Raw genomic sequence first — 16493 nt, forward strand, 5'->3', positions numbered from 1 at the left:
AGTAACCACCGGTTACGCCGTTCAGTTAGGCAAAACGGGCAGTCAGGGGCCCGTCGTACGAAAGTGCGGCGGGCCCCTGCGCATGTGAGGGGCCGGTCTCTGTAGGAAGTGACAGGGCGCGGACTCTTACGCCCCGGCCGGTCGACCCTTACTCTGATCCCTGCTCGATAGTTACTCGCGAGTTAAACAACGGCGCGCGAGTGGAACCAGCCGCACCCTGAGCCAGCCGCACTGTCGCGGGCCCCGGAGGATGTCGTGAGCGACACACAGACTTTGATCGAGAACCGTCCGCCGAGCGTGGCGGCCCTCTTCCTGGAGCGCGTGGCGGCCACGCCGGACGCCGAGGCCTATCGCTATCCCGTGCCGAATGCGGCCGGGGAGGGCCCGGACGACTGGAAGTCGCTGAGCTGGGGCCAGGCCGCCGAGCGGGTCTACGCGATCGCCGCCGGCCTCATCGAGCTGGGGGTGCAGCCCGAGCAGCGGGTGGCCCTCGCCTCCTCGACCCGGATCGAGTGGATCCTCGCCGACCTCGGCATCATGTGCGCCGGCGCTGCCACGACCACGGTCTATCCGCAGACCAATGCGGAGGAGTCCGCGTTCATCCTCTCGGACTCCGACAGCCGGGTGCTGATCGCCGAGGACGCGGCCCAGCTCGCCAAGGCCGTAGAGAAGCGCGCCGAGCTGCCCGACCTCACGCATGTCGTGGTGATCGACCCGGCCGGCGTCGAGACCGCCGACTGGATCCTCACCCTGGACGAGCTGGAGAAGCGCGGTGCCGCCCGTCTGGAGAAGGACGCCGACCTGATCAAGGAGCGGGTCGGCGCGATCACCAAGGACCAGCTCGCCACCCTCATCTACACCTCCGGCACCACAGGCCGCCCCAAGGGCGTGCGCCTGCCGCACGACAACTGGTCCTACATGGCGAAGGCCATCGCCGCGACCGGGCTGATCAGCGCCGAGGACGTGCAGTACCTGTGGCTGCCGCTGGCGCACGTCTTCGGCAAGGTGCTCACCTCCGGCCAGATCGAGGTCGGACACGTGACCGCCGTCGACGGCCGCGTCGACAAGATCATCGAGAACCTTCCGGTCGTCCAGCCGACCTACATGGCGGCCGTCCCGCGCATCTTCGAGAAGGTCTACAACGGGGTCGCCGCCAAGGCCCGTGCGGGTGGCGGCGCCAAGTACAAGATCTTCCAGTGGGCGGCCGGGGTGGCCCGCGAGTACGCCAAGGTCAGCCAGGACAACTTCCGGCGCACCGGCACCGCCTCGGTCCCCTTCGGGCTCGGCGCGAAGCACAAGGTCGCCGACGCGCTCGTCTACTCCAAGCTGCGGGACGCCTTCGGCGGGCGGCTGCGGGCCTGTGTCTCCGGATCGGTCGCGCTGGCCCCGGAGATCGGCTACTTCTTCGCCGGCGCCGGCATCCACATCCTGGAGGGCTACGGTCTGACCGAGTCCTCCGCGGCCTCCTTCGTCAACCCGGGTGAGGCGTACCGCACCGGCACGGTCGGCAAGCCGCTGCCCGGCTGCGAGGTCCGCATCGCCGACGACGGCGAGATCCTGCTGCGCGGGCCCGGGATCATGGAGGGCTATCACGGGCTGCCCGAGAAGACGGCGGAGGTGCTGGAGCCGGACGGCTGGTTCCACACCGGGGACATCGGCGAGCTGTCGCCCGACGGGTATCTGCGGATCACCGACCGCAAGAAGGACCTGTTCAAGACGTCCGGCGGCAAGTACATCGCGCCGACCGAGATCGAGGGCTCCTTCAAGTCGGTCTGCCCGTACGTCTCCAACATCCTGGTCCACGGCGCCGACCGGAACTTCTGCACCGCGCTCATCGCGCTGGACGAGGTCGCGATCATGGGCTGGGCCGAGGAGAACGGTCTGGGCGGGAAGTCGTACGCGGAGGTGGTCGCCTCCGCGGAGACCGTGGCCATGGTCGAGGGGTATGTGAAGCAGCTCAACGAGGGGCTTCAGCGGTGGCAGACCATCAAGAAGTTCCGGCTGCTGCCTCGGGATCTCGATGTGGAGCACGGTGAGATCACGCCGAGCCTGAAGCTGAAGCGGCCGGTGGTGGAGCGGGAGTACGCGGGGCTTCTCGAGGAGATGTACGCCGGTACTCGCGAGGCGTAAGCGGCGGCGGGGCTGGTCAGCCCCGCGCCCCTTCTGCACCTACTCCGGGTCCTTGTTCACCAGTTCCCGGAGTTGTTGCACTTCAGCCCTCAGCGCTTCCAACTGGAGTTGCTTTCTGTGCAGTTCCAGGAACACCCTGACCTTCGCCCTGAGCACCCACGGATCGAACGGCTTCGTCAAGTAGTCCGCCGCGCCCGTCGCGTAGCCGCGGAAGGCGTAGCCGGAGTCGTCCTCCACGCCTGTCAGGAAGATGATCGGGACGTCCTTCGTCTGGTCGAGGCGTTTGATGTTGGCCGCTGTCTCGAAGCCGTCCATGCCTGGCATACGGATGTCCAAGAGGACCAGGGCGAAGCGCCGGCGTAGGAGGGCCTTCATCGCCTCCTCGCCGGAACGGGCGCGGACCAGGGGTTCGTTGAGGGAGCCCAGGACCGCTTCCAGGGCTATCAGGTTGTCCTCCATGTCGTCGACCAGGAGGATTCCGGCCCGCTCGGGGTGCAGTACGTCGTCGGCGTTCATGGCGTTGCCTCGTGGGCTTCCTCCGGATCCAGCAGGGCGCAGGCGACGGTGAGCAGCCGGTCCACGTCCACCGGCTTCGGTACGTAGTCGTTGGCGCCGCGCGCGATGGACTTCTCCCGGTCTCCGGGCATCGCCTTCGCGGTCAGCGCGATGATGGGCAGGCCCACCCAGCGTGGGGTGCGGCGGATCGCGGCGATGGTCTCGTAGCCGTCCATCTCCGGCATCATGATGTCCATCAGGATGAGTTCGACGTCCGGATTGCGCTCCAGTGTCTCTATGCCCTCGCGGCCGTTCTCCGCGTAGAGCACCGGCATGCCCACCCGGCCGAGCACATGGGTGAGCGCGAACACGTTGCGGATGTCGTCGTCCACGATCAGCACCCGCCGACCGGACAGGACCTGCCCAGCCCGGCCCGACTGCCACTCCTCCAGCTTGGTCTGCGCGGGCCAGGCGTCGTCGATCTCCGGTACGGGGGACACCTGCTCCGGTACCAGTACGGCGCTCCTGTCGTCGGCCACCGGGTGGCCGGGGCTGACGACAGGGACGTAGAGCGTGAAGGTGGAGCCCTTCCCCGGCTCGCTCTCGGCGACGATACGGCCGCCCAGCAGGCCCGCGATCTCCCGGCTGATGGACAGACCGAGACCGGTGCCGCCGTACTTGCGGTTGGTGGTGCCGTCGGCCTGCTGGAACGCCTCGAAGATCACCGGGAGTTTCTCCGGCGCGATACCGATGCCGGTGTCGGACACCTCGAAGGCGATCACCTCGCCGCTCTCCCGCACACCCGCCTGCTCGGGGTCCATGACCCGGCTGACCCGGAGCTCGACCCGGCCCGACGCGGTGAACTTGATGGCGTTGGACAGCAGATTGCGCAGGATCTGCTGGAGGCGCTGCTCGTCCGAGTACATCTCGCGCGGGACGTCCTCACCGACCGACACGTCGAAGGCGAGCCCCCGGTCGTGGGTGAGCGGGCGGAAGGTGGCGTGGACGTAGTCGAGCAGTTTGATCAGCGGCAGGCGCTTGGGGCGTACGTCCATCCGGCCCGCCTCGATCTTCGACAGGTCGAGGATGTCGTTGATCAGTTGGAGGAGGTCCGAGCCCGACCTGTGGATCGTCGTCGCGAACTGGACCTCCTGGTCGGAGAGATGGCCGTCCGGGTTGTCGGAGAGGAGGCGGGCGAGGATCAGCAGGGAGTTCAGGGGGGTGCGCAGTTCGTGCGACATGTTCGCCAGGAACTCCGACTTGTACTGCGATGACGTCGCCAGCAGCGCTGCCTTTTCCTCCAGTTCGGCGTTCGAGTGCTGCAACTCCGCCTGCTGCTTCTGGAGTTCGTCCGAGCGCTCCTGGAGCTGCATGGCAAGGCGCTGGGACTCGCCGAGCAGGGACTCGGTGCGGGAGTTGGCGATGATGGTGTTGATGGCGACACCGATGGTGTTCACGAACTGGTCGAAGAAGGCCAGATGGACATCGGAGAAGCGGGAGAAGGACGCCAGTTCGATCACGCCGAGGAGCTTGTCCTCGAAGAGGATCGGGATGATGACGATGGTGGTGGGGGCCGCTTCCCCGAGCCCGCTGTTGATCTTGATGTAGTCGGGCGGGGCCTCCTCCACCAGGATCCGCTTCTTCTCCCGGGCCGCCTGCGCGACCAGCCCGTGCACCGGAAGGCCGCCGGTCTCGACGGTCGCGCCCTGCGCGGCGCCGTACCCGGCTATGAAGGCCAGGCCCTTCGCGGGGGCGGCCGGGCGCAGCGCGGCGTCGGACTCGTCCGGGTCGGCCAGGTAGAACGCGCCGTACTGGGCGTTCACCAGCGGGGTCAGCTCGCGCAGGATCAGGTCGGCGACCTCCATCAGGTCCCGGTGGCCCTGCATCAGGGCGGCGAGACGGGCGAGGTTGGATTCCAGCCAGTCCTTGGCGCGGGTCGTCTCGCGGAGGTTCGCCACCATCAGGTTGATGTTGTCCTTCAGCTCGGCGACCTCGCCGCGCGCCTCCACGGTGATCGAGCGGGACATGTCGCCCTGCGCCACGGCCGAGGCGACCTCGGCGATGGCGCGGACCTGGGTGGTGAGGTTCGACGCCAGCTCGTTGACGTTCGTCGTCAGACGCTTCCAGGTGCCGTACACGCCCTCGACGCGCGCCTGGCCGCCGAGTTGGCCCTCGCTGCCGACCTCGCGCGCCACGCGCGTGACCTCGGAGGAGAAGGAGGAGAGCGTGTCGACCATCGTGTTGATGGCCGTCTTCAGCTCCAGGATCTCGCCGCGCGCGTCCACGTCGATCTTCTTGGAGAGGTCGCCGTTGGCGACGGCGGTGGTGACCTGGGCGATGTTCCGCACCTGTGAAGTGAGGTTGTCGGCCATGTAGTTGACGTTGTCGGTGAGGTCCCGCCAGACGCCGGAGACGCCCAGCACCTGGGCCCGTCCGCCGAGCCGGCCGTCGGTGCCGACCTCTCGGGCGACGCGGGTGACCTCGTCGGCGAAGGCGCGCAGTTGCTCCACCATCGTGTTGACGGTGTCCTTCAGTTCCAGGATCTCGCCCCGGGCGTCGACGGTGATCTTCTTGGAGAGGTCGCCGTTGGCGACGGCGGTGGTGACCTGGGCGATGTTGCGGACCTGTGAAGTGAGGTTCAGTGCCATGAAGTTGACGTTGTCGGTGAGGTCTTTCCAGACGCCGCTCACGCCGCGCACCTGTGCCTGACCGCCGAGGTTTCCTTCGGTGCCGACCTCGCGGGCGACCCTCGTCACTTCGTCCGCGAAGGCGGAGAGCTGGTCGACCATCGTGTTGATGGTGGACTTCAGCTCCAGGATCTCGCCCTTCGCCTCCACGGTGATCTTCTTGCCGAGGTCGCCCTGGGCCACGGCGGTGGAGACGAGGGCGATGTTCCGCACCTGTGAAGTGAGGTTGTCCGCCATGAAGTTGACGTTGTCGGTGAGGTCCTTCCAGACGCCGCTCACGCCGCGCACCTGGGCCCGGCCGCCGAGGTTTCCTTCGGTGCCGACCTCGCGGGCGACCCTTGTCACTTCGTCCGCGAAGGCGGAGAGCTGGTCGACCATCGTGTTGATGGTGGACTTCAGCTCCAGGATCTCGCCCTGTGCGTCGACGGTGATCTTCTGACTGAGGTCGCCGTTGGCGACGGCCGTGGTCACCTGGGCGATGTTGCGGACCTGTGAAGTCAGGTTCGAGGCCATGAAGTTGACGTTGTCGGTGAGGTCCTTCCACACCCCGGACACGCCGCGCACCTGGGCGCGACCGCCCAACTGCCCCTCGGTGCCCACCTCACGGGCCACGCGGGTCACTTCGTCGGCGAAGGCGGAGAGCTGGTCGACCATCGTGTTGACGGTCAGCTTCAGTTCGAGCAGCTCGCCGGTCGCCTCGACGGTGACCGTACGGGTCAGGTCGCCGCGCGCCACCGCCGTGGTCACCAGGGCGATGTCCCGCACCTGTGCCGTCAGCCGGGACGCCATGGTGTTGACCGCCTCGGTCACATCCCGCCAACTGCCCGACAGGCCCTGCACCTTGGCCCGTCCGCCGAGCCGTCCCTCGGTACCGACCTCGCGGGCCACCCGGGTGACCTCGCCGGTGAACAGGGAGAGCTGGTCGACCATCTTGTTCACGGCCCGGCCAAGACGCCGCAGATCGCCGCGTAACTGCCGGGAACCGTCGTGCAGATCGACCCGCTGGGTGAGATCGCCGCCCGCCACCGCGTCCAGGACGCGCGTCGCGTTGGCCGCCGGGGCCACGATGGCGTCGAGCAGCTGGTTCACGTCATTGACCCGGGCCGTCCAGGCGCCCTGGCCCGGGCTCGCCGCCAGCCGTTCGTCGAGCCGGCCGTGCCGTACGAGCTCTCTCCTGACGCGCTGCACCTCGGAGTTGAAGTGCAGACTGCGGTTCATGATCTGGTTGTAGGCCGCGACGAGTTCGGCGACCACACCGGTGCCCGGATCGGACAGCTGGCGGAAGTCGCCGTCCCGCGCCGATGTCATCGCGGCGAGCAGAGGACGCAGATCAGATGCTCGAATCTGACCGTCTTCGAGCACGCTGGTATCACTGTTCTCACTCATGGCGGCCCACTTCGGTAACTCGGTGCTTATGGGCGTGGCCAGTCTGTCACTCTGTCCGCGTCGACTGAGGCGTATTCGTCCGAACCGCTCTGGGAGCTGTCCATGGGGGCCATTCCGACGCAACGGGAGACCGCTTCCCGTGCCTCTGATGTGCCTGCGCACGAGAGCGCGCGCCCGCGCGCGTGGACCTGCGCGACCCTGCCCGGAAGCCCCCTCGCGCCCGGCTCCGCCCGCGCACTCGTGCGCGCCGCGCTCGCCGAGTGGGCCGAACTCGGCCTGCCCGGAACCGAAATGCACACCTGCGGCCTCGCCGGCGACACCGTCCTGGTCGTCAGCGAACTCGTCACCAACGCCGTCGTCCACGCGGGCACCGACATGGAGCTGGTCTGCCGGACCGAGGAGGAGACCGGCGCGATCGTCGTCGAGGTCTCCGACCGCCACCCCTCGCGCGCCCCGCGCGACGGCACGTCGGGACCGGCGCACGGCACATCGGAGTACGGGCGAGGCCTCAGCCTGGTCGCCGGGCTCGCCGAGTCCTGGGGCGTGACGTACCGCACCGGCATGAAGACGGTGTGGGCACGGCTGACCGCTGAGGAACACCAGGAAGAGGCCGGGATCACGCGCCCCTACGCGATACCCGGCCCCGGACCGCGACGGCCCGAACGCGACCGGGACTGGCTCAACCGGGGCGCCCTGTCCTTCCTCGCCGAGGCCTCCGACCTGCTCGCAGGGCAGCTCGACGAGGACCTGGTCGCCGTGCTCACCGGGCAACTGCTCGTGCCCCGGCTCGCCGACTGGTGCGCGGTGTGGCTGGAGGACGAGCTCACCGGACGCGGCTGGGGCCCGCACGGCACCGCGGGCGCCGGGCCCCGCCTCGCCCGCGTCTGGCACGGCAGCGAGAACCGCATCGAGGAACTGCGCCGGGCGCTGGAGAAGGAACCGCCGCGCCCGCCGGACGATCTGCGCTCCGGGCCCGTGCCGCACCCCTGGCCGGGCGAGGTGCTGGAGCCTGTGGGAACAGCACTGGCGTACCGCCTGATCGCGGGCGGCCGACCGCTCGGCACCCTCGTCATCGGGCGGATCGGCTCCGCGGGCTTCCCCGACGAGGTCACCGGGCTCGTGGAGGACTTCGGCCGGCGGGTGGCGCTCGCCATCGGCGCGGCCCGCCAGTACGCCCGCCAGGCCACCATCAGCGCGGTCCTCCAGCGCGGACTGCTGCCCGGCGCGGTCGCCGAGATCCCCGGCGTGCGCAGCGCCCTCGTCTACGAGCCCTGCGACAAGGGCGGACCCAGCGGCGACTTCTACGACGTGTTCCCGGCCGGCGACGGCCGCTGGTGCTTCGCCGTGGGCGACGTCCAGGGCAAGGGCCCGGAAGCCGCGGTGGTGATCGGCCTGGCCCGCCCCTGGCTACGGCTGCTGGCCCGCGAGGGGTACCGGGTCGCCGATGTCCTGGACCGCCTCAACCAGCTCCTCCTCGACGACGCCACGGAGGCCGCGGACGCCGGCGCACGCGCCCTGGTCGGTCCCGCCGCGCCGGGTGACGGCCCGCAGACGCGTTTCCTGTCCTTGCTGTACGGCGAGTTGGCCCCCTTCGACGGGGGCGTGCGCTGCACCCTCGCCTCCGCCGGACATCCGCTGCCGCTGCTGCTCGGCCCCGACGGGGGCGTCCGTACGGCCGCGCAGCCGCAGACGCTGCTCGGGGTCGTCGAGGACGCCACGTACACCAGCGAGATCTTGGAGCTGCGGCCCGGGGACAGCCTGCTCTGTGTCACGGACGGGGTGACGGAGCGGCGTAGCGGCTCGCGCCAGTTCGACGACGGGGACGGGCTCGCGGCGGCGCTCGCGGGGTGCGCGGGGCTCAGCGCGCAGTCGATCGCGGAGCGGATCCGGCGGCTCGTGCACGACTTCGGGGGGGCGGCCGCCGGAGGACGATCTGGCGCTGCTGGTGCTCCAGGCCGAGTAAGGGTGCGGGGTGCTGGACAATGGAAGGCATGCCTTCCGCACTCCCCGACGGCGAGCCGGTCCCCGACGACGGCGCGTTGCCCGCCTCCGCGCTCACCGGCGCGGCCGACCGCCCGCTCGGGTTCTATCTGCACGTCCCGTACTGCGCGACCCGCTGCGGGTACTGCGACTTCAACACCTACACGGCGACCGAGCTGCGCGGGACGGGGGGCGTGCTGGCCTCCCGTGACAACTACGCGGACACGCTGATCGACGAGATCCGCCTTGCGCGGAAGGTCCTGGGCGACGACCCGCGCGCGGTGCGGACGGTGTTCGTCGGGGGCGGTACGCCGACGCTGCTGGCGGCTTCCGATCTTGTACGGATGCTGCACGCGATCCGGGACGAGTTCGGGCTGGCTGAGGACGCCGAGATCACGACGGAGGCGAATCCGGAGTCGGTGGACCCGGCATACCTGGCAGCGCTGCGGGAGGGCGGCTACAACCGGATCTCCTTCGGCATGCAGAGCGCGAAGCAGCATGTGCTGAAGGTGCTGGACCGGACGCACACGCCGGGGCGCCCCGAGGCGTGCGTGGCGGAGGCGCGGGCGGCGGGCTTCGAGCACGTGAATCTGGACCTGATCTACGGCACGCCCGGGGAGTCGGACGACGACTGGCGGGCGTCGCTGGAGGCGGCGATCGGCGCGGGGCCGGACCATGTGTCGGCGTACGCCCTGATCGTCGAGGAGGGTACCCAGCTGGCTCGCCGCATCCGCCGCGGCGAGGTCCCGATGACGGACGACGACGTCCACGCGGACCGGTACCTGATCGCGGAGTCGGTGCTGTCGGAGGCGGGATTCGACTGGTACGAGGTGTCGAACTGGGCGACCTCGGAGGCGGGGCGCTGCCTGCACAACGAGCTGTACTGGCGGGGCGCCGACTGGTGGGGGGCCGGGCCGGGGGCGCACTCGCACGTGGGCGGGGTGCGGTGGTGGAACGTGAAGCATCCGGGGGCGTATGCGGGGGCGCTGGCGGCGGGCCGGTCGCCGGGTGCCGGGCGGGAGCTGCTGTCGGCGGAGGACCGGCGGGTGGAGCGGATCCTGCTGGAGCTGCGGCTTCGGGAGGGGGTGCCGCTGGAGCTGCTGCGGGAGGCGGGGCTGGTGGCTTCTCGGCGGGCCCTGGGGGAGGGGCTGCTGGAGGGCGGGCCGTACGAGGAGGGGCGGGCTGTGCTGACCCTTCGGGGGCGGTTGTTGGCGGATGCGGTGGTCAGGGACCTGGTGGACTGATCACTCGGGCGAGTGAATCGGTGCGGAACGGGGGTTCGGTCCCTAACCTGGTTCGTAGGCTGCCGCGCAAAAGTACGCGGCGGATGTGGAGGGCCACGGAGATGACCGCTGTGGACGATCGACTGATCACCGACGTCAGGGAGATCTTCGAGAACCTGGAGGTTCCGGAGGGCTTCAAGGCGGAGCTACTGCGGGGGGACATCGTGATGATGGCGGGGCTGGGCCTGGTCCACAACATGATCGTGGAGTCCGTCCAGGATCAGATCCCTCGCGACCGCTGGCGGCGGCTGCAGGTGCAGGATCTCGACATTCCTGACGAGCTCAGCGAGCCCGTGCCCGACTTGGTCGTGATCGAGCGCGACGCGGTCCCCGGGGCTGGGCGCCTGGTGCCATCCGGGGTGGTTGCCATGGTCGTGGAGGTCGTCTCGAAGAACAGCGTCGACCGCGACTACGGGGACAAGCGCTCCATCTACGCAGCGGGCAAGGTTCCTGCCTACTTGATCATCGACCCCATGGCTGAGCAGTGCCTGTTGCTGACAGAGCCGACAGGACAGGGCGAAGAGGCGGACTACTTGCTGGAGCGGACCAGTAAATTCGGCATGCCGCTGTCGTTGGACATTCTCGGCATCAAGCTGGATACCAGCGAGTTCGGGACGCTGCCCCCCGTCAAGCGCCACCGCCGACCGTGACGAAGTCGATCAGTTCCTCCACCCTCCCCAGCAGCTCCGGCTCCAGGTCCTTGTAAGACCCCACCCGCCCCAGAATCGCCTGCCACACCGCCCCCGTGTTCTCCGACGGCCACCCCAGCGCCCGGCACACCCCCGTCTTCCAGTCGTGCCCGCGCGGCACCCGGGGCCACCCCGCGATCCCCAGCGACGACGGCTTCACCGCCTCCCAGATGTCGATGTACGGGTGGCCCACGACCAGCGCGTGTTCGCTGGTTACCTCCTGGGCGATCCGCCATTCCTTCGTGCCGGGGAGCAAGTGGTCCACCAGTACGCCGAGGCGCGCGTCCGGACCGGGGCCGAAGTCCGCGACGATCGACGGCAGGTCGTCCACGCCCTCCAGGTACTCCACCACCACGCCCTCGATGCGCAGGTCGTCGCCCCAGACCTTCTCCACCAGTTCCGCGTCGTGGCGGCCCTCGACGTAGATGCGCCCGGCGCGGGCCACGCGCGCGCGGGCGTTCGGGACGGCCACCGAACCGGATGCCGTACGGGTGGGCCGTACCGGACCGACAGCAGGCCGCACCAGCGTCACCACCCTGCCCTCCAGCAGGAAGCCCCTCGGTTCCAGCGGAAACACCCGGTGCTTGCCGAAGCGGTCCTCCAGCGTCACCGTTCCCGCCTCGCAGCGGATCACCGCGCCGCAGAAGCCGGTACCGGGCTCCTCGACCACCAGGCCCGGCTCCGCCTCGACCTCGGGGACGGGCTTGGGCTTCTTCCAGGGAGGGGTCAGATCGGCGGAGTACTGGCGCATTCGGGTGACGATAGGAGAAGCGGTACGGCGATCAGCGCGACACGCCGAAACGGGCCGCCAGGGCGTCTCGCTGCCGCCGTACGAACGCCGCGTCCACCACCGCTCCGTGACCGGGCACGTACAGCGCGTCCTCGCCGCCCAGCGCCAGCAGGCGGTCCAGGGCCGCCGGCCACTGCGACGGTACGGCGTCCGGGCCCGCCTGAGGGGCGCCCGACTCCTCCACCAGGTCGCCGCAGAAGACGACCTCCGGGGTGCCCGGGACCAGGACCACCAGGTCGTGGGCCGTGTGGCCGGGGCCCACGTTCGCCAGCAGGACCTGTCGGCCGGGGCCGAGGTCCAGGGTCCACTCGCCGGAGACGTGATGGCGGGGTGGGGCCAGGGCGTCCGCCGCCTCCTCGGCCACGCGCGCGTCCAGCCCGTTGCGCACCGCGTCCTCGCGCAGCTCCGCCCGGCCGTGCGGCCCGTACACCGAGTCGATGCCGACCGCGCCGTAGACCTCCGCGCCCGCGAAGGCCGCGGCCCCGAAGACATGGTCGAAGTGCGGATGGGTCAGCGCGAGATGGGTCACACGGTGACCGGCGAGCGCCTCGGCCCTCATGCGCAGCCGAGCCCCCTCGGCCAGGCTCGACCCGGCGTCGACCACCAGCGCCGTACCCTCTCCGACGACCAGTCCCGCCGTACAGTCCCAGCCCGGAAGCCGGCAGCGGCCCACCCCGGCCGCGACCCGCTCCCACCCGAGCTCTTCCCAAGTCACCGTCATACCGCGACGCTAGCTCTACAACCCGTCACAGCAGGACCGACCTTGCCTGGGGAGTACCCCACCGCCGTACACTGGGGCCGGGAACGCTGGCACTCGGACGGACAGAGTGCCAGGCGAGGCGCCCCGGGGGACTGGGGGACGACTTCTGGAGGTGTGCGCGGATGCTGAGTGAACGCAGGCTGCAAGTGCTGCGCGCCATCGTCCAGGACTATGTGGGCACCGAGGAGCCGGTGGGGTCGAAGGCCCTGACCGAGCGGCACAACCTCGGAGTCTCCCCGGCGACCGTCCGCAACGACATGGCGGCGCTGGAGGACGAGGGGTTCATCGCCCAGCCGCACACCAGCGCCGGGCGCATCCCGACGGACAAGGGCTACCGGCTCTTCGTCGACAAGCTGGCCGGCGTCAAGCCGATGACCCCGCCCGAGCGGCGAGCCATCCAGAACTTCCTCGAAGGCGCCGTCGACCTCGACGACGTCGTGGCCCGGACCGTACGGCTGCTCGCCCAGCTCACCCGGCAGGTCGCCGTCGTGCAGTATCCGTCGCTGACCCGGTCCACCGTGCGGCATGTCGAGCTGCTCTCGCTCGCCCCCGCGCGCGTGATGCTCGTGCTGATCACGGACACCGGGCGGGTCGAGCAGCGGATGGTCGACTGCCCGGCGCCGTTCGGCGAAACGTCCCTGGCCGATCTGCGGGCGCGGCTGAACAGCCGGGTCGCGGGCCGGCGCTTCACCGATGTGCCGACGCTCGTCGAGGACCTCCCCGAGGGCTTCGACCTGGAGGACCGCGGCACGGTCTCGGCCGTCCTCTCCACCCTGCTGGAGACGCTGGTCGAGGAGAACGAGGAGCGGCTGATGATCGGCGGCACCGCCAATCTCACCCGCTTCGGACATGACTTCCCCCTCACTATCCGGCCCGTCCTGGAGGCGCTGGAGGAGCAGGTCGTGCTCCTCAAGTTGCTTGGCGAGGCCGGGGATTCGGGCATGACCGTACGCATCGGTCATGAGAACGCCTATGAGGGACTCAACTCCACGTCTGTCGTGTCGGTCGGCTACGGTTCGGGCGGCGAGGCAGTCGCCAAGCTCGGCGTGGTCGGACCGACCCGCATGGATTACCCGGGAACGATGGGAGCGGTACGCGCAGTGGCACGGTACGTCGGACAGATCCTGGCGGAGTCGTAAGTGGCCACGGACTACTACGCCGTTCTCGGCGTGCGCCGCGACGCGTCGCAGGAAGAGATCAAGAAGGCCTTCCGGCGGCTCGCGCGCGAGCTGCACCCGGACGTCAACCCTGATCCGAAGACCCAGGAGCGGTTCAAGGAGATCAACGCCGCTTACGAGGTGCTCTCGGACCCGCAGAAGAAGCAGGTCTACGACCTCGGCGGCGACCCGCTGTCCCAGGCGGGCGGCGCGGGGGCCGGCGGCTTCGGCGCGGGTGGCTTCGGGAACTTCTCGGACATCATGGACGCGTTCTTCGGTACGGCGTCCCAGCGCGGGCCGCGGTCGCGGACCCGTCGGGGCCAGGACGCGATGATCCGTCTGGAGATCGAGCTCGACGAGGCGGCCTTCGGTACGACGAAGGACATCCAGGTCGACACGGCGGTCGTCTGCAACTCCTGTAACGGTGAGGGCGCCGCGCCGGGGACCTCCGCGCAGACGTGTGACATGTGCCGCGGTCGCGGTGAGGTGTCGCAGGTGACGCGGTCCTTCCTGGGCCAGGTCATGACATCCCGGCCGTGCCCGCAGTGCCAGGGCTTCGGCACGGTGGTTCCGACGCCGTGTCCCGAGTGCGCCGGCGACGGCCGGGTCCGCTCCCGCCGTACCCTCACGGTCAAGATCCCGGCCGGTGTCGACAACGGCACGCGGATCCAGCTCGCCGGTGAGGGTGAGGTCGGGCCGGGTGGCGGTCCCGCCGGTGACCTGTACGTCGAGATCCATGAGCTGCCGCATCCGACCTTCCAGCGGCGCGGGGACGATCTGCACTGCACGGTGACGATCCCGATGACCGCGGCGTCCCTCGGCACCAAGGTGCCGCTGGAGACCCTCGACGGCCTGGAGGAGGTCGACATCCGCCCGGGCACCCAGTCCGGCCAGTCGATCCCGCTGCACGGCCGAGGCGTCACGCATCTGCGCGGCGGCGGCCGGGGCGACCTGATCGTCCACGTCGAGGTCCAGACCCCGACGAAGCTGGACCCCGAGCAGGAACGCCTGCTGCGCGAGCTGGCGAAGCTGAGGGGCGAGGAACGGCCGCAGGGGCAGTTCCAGCCTGGTCAGCAGGGGTTGTTCTCGCGGCTGAAGGACGCGTTCAACGGGCGCTGACGGGAGCTGGGCGGGCTGCTGGGGGTCCGGGGGTCGGCCCCCGGGTGGATACGGTCAGCCTGGTCAGCAGGGGTTGTTCTCGCGGCTGAAGGACGCGTTCAACGGGCGCTGAGGCCTACTACTGCCTCTGGTCTATGCCACACGGACGGGTGGATTCGGACTTGTTCGGAGGACGTGACAACATGCCGTCATGTCCTCCGCGCTGACCGATCTTTTTCCCCTTCCGATCGTGCAGGCCCCCATGGCGGGCGGTGTCTCCGTGCCGGTGCTCGCCGCTGCCGTGGCCGAGGCCGGTGGGCTGGGGTTTCTCGCTGCCGGGTACAAGACCGCCGATGGGATGTACCAGGAGATCAAGCAGTTGCGGGGGCTCACGAGCCGCCCGTTCGGGGTGAACCTCTTCATGCCGCAGCCGGAGTACGCGGACGCGGCGGCCGTCGACGTGTACGCCCATCAGCTGGCCGGAGAGGCCGGGTGGTACGAGACCGAGCTCGGGGATCGCGACAGCGGGCGTGACGACGGCTACGAGGCCAAGCTCGCCGTGCTGCTCGACAATCCGGTGCCCGTCGTCTCCTTCCACTTCGGCGTGCCGAGCCGTGACGTGCTCGACTCCCTGCGCCGGGCCGGAACCTTCACCCTCGTCACCGCCACCACCGCCGAGGAGGCCCTCGCGGTCGAGCGGGCCGGCGCCGACGCGGTGATCGCGCAGGGCGTCGAGGCGGGTGGGCATCAGGGGACGCACCGCGACAATCCCGAGACCGACGGGACCGGGATCGGGCTGCTGTCGCTGATCGCCCAGGTGCGCGAGACCGTCAGCGTTCCCATCGTCGCCGCCGGCGGCATCATGCGGGGCGGCCAGATCGCCGCCGTCCTCGCCGCGGGCGCGAGCGCCGCCCAGCTCGGCACGGCGTTCCTCGCCACCCCCGAGTCCGGCGCCAACGCCGTCCACAAGCGGGCGCTGACCAACCCACTGTTCGCCCGTACGGAGTTGACGCGGGCCTTCTCCGGCCGCCCCGCGCGCGGACTCGTCAACCGCTTCATGCGCGAGCACGGCCCGTACGCCCCCGCCGCCTACCCCGAGATCCACCACCTCACCTCACCGCTGCGCAAGGCCGCGGCCAAGGCGGGCGACGCGCAGGGCATGGCGCTGTGGGCCGGGCAGGGCCACCGGATGGCACGGGAGCTGCCCGCCGGGCAACTGGTGGAGGTGCTGGCGGCCGAACTCACCGCCGCCAGGACAGCGTTGTCCGCCTCGCAGAAGGGCGGTACGGGACGATGACGGCTCCGGTTTTCGTGGTCGACCACCTCGACGCCGGCCACGGCGGACGGTATGTGCTGGACGGCCCCGAGGGGCGGCACGCGGTCTCCGTGAAGCGGCTGCGCCCCGGCGAGGACGTCGTCCTCACCGACGGCGCCGGGCGCTGGGCGGACTGCGTGGTGCTGGAGACCGAGGGAAAAGACCGGCTGATCGTCCGGATGGACTCGGTCGCCGAGGAACCCGAGCCGCGCCCGCGCATCACCGTCGTACAGGCCCTCCCCAAGGGCGACCGGGGTGAGCTGGCCGTCGAGACGATGACTGAGGTCGGGGTCGACGGGATCGTGCCCTGGTCGGCGTCCCGCTGCATCACGCAGTGGAAGGGCGAGCGCGGACTGAAGGCGCTCGGCAAGTGGCGGGCCACCGCCCGCGAGGCCGGCAAGCAGTCCCGCCGGGTCCGCTTCCCGGAGGTCGCGGACGCGGCGACGAGCAAGCAGGTTGCCGCACTTCTGGCCAAGGCCGACTTCGCCGCCGTACTCCATGAGAGCGGGACCGAGCCGCTGGCCGCCGTCGAACTGCCCGCGGAGGGTGAGATCGTGCTGGTCGTCGGGCCCGAAGGGGGTGTGTCCTCCGAGGAGTTGGCGCTGTTCGAGGAGGCCGGGGCGCGGGCGTATGTGCTCGGGCCCACCGTGCTGCGCACCTCGACCGCCGGGACCGCGGCGGCCGCCCTGCTCCTCGGTCGTACCGGCCGCTGGGGCTGAGCAG

Annotated in this window: 11 protein-coding genes and 1 pseudogene; 8 read left to right on the plus strand and 4 right to left on the minus strand. The window is 70.1% G+C overall.

All coding sequences use genetic code 11. The annotated features are described in order from the left end of the window. Positions 1–255: 255 nt before the first annotated feature. Positions 256–2130 carry an AMP-binding protein gene (locus H4N64_RS37605; protein ID WP_186287095.1) on the plus strand — a complete coding sequence of 625 codons (1875 nt, stop codon included), beginning with the start codon at positions 256–258 and terminating at the stop codon, positions 2128–2130. 39 nt (positions 2131–2169) lie between these two features. On the opposite strand, the gene H4N64_RS37610 is transcribed toward H4N64_RS37605, so the two are convergent. Then, positions 2170–2646 (minus strand): response regulator, encoded by a 477-nt coding sequence (locus H4N64_RS37610; RefSeq protein ID WP_186287096.1) that lies wholly within the window; start codon positions 2644–2646, stop codon positions 2170–2172. Beyond that, entirely contained in the window at positions 2643–6698 is a 4056-nt protein-coding gene (locus H4N64_RS37615; protein WP_186287097.1) for a HAMP domain-containing protein, read from the minus strand. The genes H4N64_RS37610 and H4N64_RS37615 overlap by 4 nt, the downstream gene beginning before the upstream one ends. A 102-nt stretch (positions 6699–6800) precedes the next feature. On the opposite strand from H4N64_RS37615, the pseudogene H4N64_RS37620 reads away from it, so the two are divergent. From H4N64_RS37620 to H4N64_RS37630, 3 genes and pseudogenes are all read left to right on the plus strand, one after another. Further along, a pseudogene (locus H4N64_RS37620) lies at positions 6801–8661 on the plus strand (SpoIIE family protein phosphatase). Positions 8662–8689: 28 nt separating this feature from the next. Then, positions 8690–9922, plus strand: a complete 1233-nt coding sequence (hemW, locus tag H4N64_RS37625) for a radical SAM family heme chaperone HemW (RefSeq protein WP_186287098.1) — start codon at positions 8690–8692, stop codon at positions 9920–9922. 101 nt (positions 9923–10023) lie between these two features. Further along, positions 10024–10611, plus strand: a complete 588-nt coding sequence (locus H4N64_RS37630) for a Uma2 family endonuclease (RefSeq protein ID WP_186287099.1) — start codon at positions 10024–10026, stop codon at positions 10609–10611. Here the strand turns inward: H4N64_RS37630 and H4N64_RS37635 are convergent. Both H4N64_RS37635 and H4N64_RS37640 read right to left on the minus strand, forming a co-directional pair. Continuing rightward, complete coding sequence (locus tag H4N64_RS37635) at positions 10589–11401, minus strand: DUF3097 domain-containing protein (RefSeq protein ID WP_186287100.1); 813 nt, start codon at positions 11399–11401, stop codon at positions 10589–10591. The genes H4N64_RS37630 and H4N64_RS37635 overlap by 23 nt on opposite strands. 31 nt (positions 11402–11432) lie before the next feature. Then, positions 11433–12161, minus strand: coding sequence for an MBL fold metallo-hydrolase (locus tag H4N64_RS37640; RefSeq protein WP_186287101.1), 729 nt, complete (start codon positions 12159–12161; stop codon positions 11433–11435). A gap of 161 nt (positions 12162–12322) precedes the next feature. Here H4N64_RS37640 and hrcA point away from each other — a divergent pair, with 161 nt between their 5' ends. The 4 genes from hrcA (at position 12323) to H4N64_RS37660 (ending at position 16489) form a co-directional block, all read left to right on the plus strand. After that, positions 12323–13339: a heat-inducible transcriptional repressor HrcA gene (hrcA, locus tag H4N64_RS37645; protein ID WP_186287102.1), complete on the plus strand. Its 1017-nt coding sequence runs from the start codon at positions 12323–12325 to the stop codon at positions 13337–13339. Next, positions 13340–14476, plus strand: coding sequence for a molecular chaperone DnaJ (gene dnaJ, locus H4N64_RS37650; protein WP_186287103.1), 1137 nt, complete (start codon positions 13340–13342; stop codon positions 14474–14476). It abuts the gene before it with no gap. A 190-nt stretch (positions 14477–14666) separates the two neighbouring features. Next, on the plus strand, positions 14667–15752 hold the full coding sequence (locus H4N64_RS37655; RefSeq protein ID WP_186287104.1) for a nitronate monooxygenase: 1086 nt from the start codon (positions 14667–14669) through the stop codon (positions 15750–15752). Then, a complete protein-coding gene (locus H4N64_RS37660) occupies positions 15749–16489 on the plus strand; it encodes a 16S rRNA (uracil(1498)-N(3))-methyltransferase (RefSeq protein ID WP_186287105.1) in 741 nt (246 codons plus the stop codon). Before H4N64_RS37655 ends, H4N64_RS37660 begins: the two co-directional genes overlap by 4 nt. Positions 16490–16493 lie beyond the last annotated feature (4 nt).

The sequence above is a fragment of the Streptomyces cupreus genome, from assembly GCF_014257025.1.
Classification (GTDB): domain Bacteria; phylum Actinomycetota; class Actinomycetes; order Streptomycetales; family Streptomycetaceae; genus Streptomyces; species Streptomyces cupreus.

Coding starts and splice junctions, on each gene's coding strand:
- hrcA (WP_186287102.1), top strand. CDS start 12,323: ATGCTGAGTGAACGCAGGCTGCAAGTGCTGCGCGCCATCGTCCAGGAC.
- H4N64_RS37655 (WP_186287104.1), top strand. CDS start 14,667: ATGTCCTCCGCGCTGACCGATCTTTTTCCCCTTCCGATCGTGCAGGCC.
- H4N64_RS37630 (WP_186287099.1), top strand. CDS start 10,024: ATGACCGCTGTGGACGATCGACTGATCACCGACGTCAGGGAGATCTTC.
- H4N64_RS37660 (WP_186287105.1), top strand. CDS start 15,749: ATGACGGCTCCGGTTTTCGTGGTCGACCACCTCGACGCCGGCCACGGC.
- H4N64_RS37640 (WP_186287101.1), bottom strand. CDS start 12,161: ATGACGGTGACTTGGGAAGAGCTCGGGTGGGAGCGGGTCGCGGCCGGG.
- H4N64_RS37610 (WP_186287096.1), bottom strand. CDS start 2,646: ATGAACGCCGACGACGTACTGCACCCCGAGCGGGCCGGAATCCTCCTG.
- H4N64_RS37615 (WP_186287097.1), bottom strand. CDS start 6,698: ATGAGTGAGAACAGTGATACCAGCGTGCTCGAAGACGGTCAGATTCGA.
- hemW (WP_186287098.1), top strand. CDS start 8,690: ATGCCTTCCGCACTCCCCGACGGCGAGCCGGTCCCCGACGACGGCGCG.
- H4N64_RS37635 (WP_186287100.1), bottom strand. CDS start 11,401: ATGCGCCAGTACTCCGCCGATCTGACCCCTCCCTGGAAGAAGCCCAAG.